General features: G+C 44.0%; 1 pseudogene. It reads right to left on the minus strand.

Annotated elements, in window-relative coordinates:
- A pseudogene (locus tag B4F08_RS16745) lies at positions 1–618 on the minus strand (ribonucleoside-diphosphate reductase subunit alpha); the annotation flags it as partial.

The raw sequence follows: 618 nt of genomic DNA on the forward strand, positions 1-618 counted from the left end.
GGTGCAATGGCCATCACGTTTGAGTTACGCATACCATCTTTTTGAACTTTGGCACGTAAAGTGTCCCAGTCCAAACGTTGAGTACGGTCAACTTCAAACATACGCTCAGGGCGTGATTTTGCAACAAGGTCAAGTGAGTCAATTGGTAGAATCCCTTGATCCCACAGTGAACCTTTAAATGATTCGTAAGTGCCGCGCTCAAGTGCGAGATCGCTTGATGTTTGGATCGCATAGTAGCTGATCACTTCCATCGACTCATCAGCAAAGTCTACTGCGGCATCAGAACCATAAGCCAGTTGCATTTCATATAGCGCATCTTGGAAGCCCATGATACCCATACCCACTGGACGGTGTTTCAAGTTCGAGTTTTTCGCTTGTGGTACTGCGTAGTAGTTAATGTCGATTACGTTATCGAGCATACGAACCGCTGTTTTTACTGTACGTGCAAGCTTTTCACGGTCTAACACACCACCTTGAACTTGTTGTACAAGGTTGATCGAACCTAAGTTACATACCGCAATTTCATCTTTGCTTGTGTTTAATGTGATTTCTGTACACAAGTTAGAAGAGTGAACTACACCAACGTGTTGTTGTGGTGAACGTAAGTTACATACGTCT

It is taken from the genome of Acinetobacter sp. UBA6720 (genome assembly GCF_002454215.1).
Classification (GTDB): domain Bacteria; phylum Pseudomonadota; class Gammaproteobacteria; order Pseudomonadales; family Moraxellaceae; genus Acinetobacter.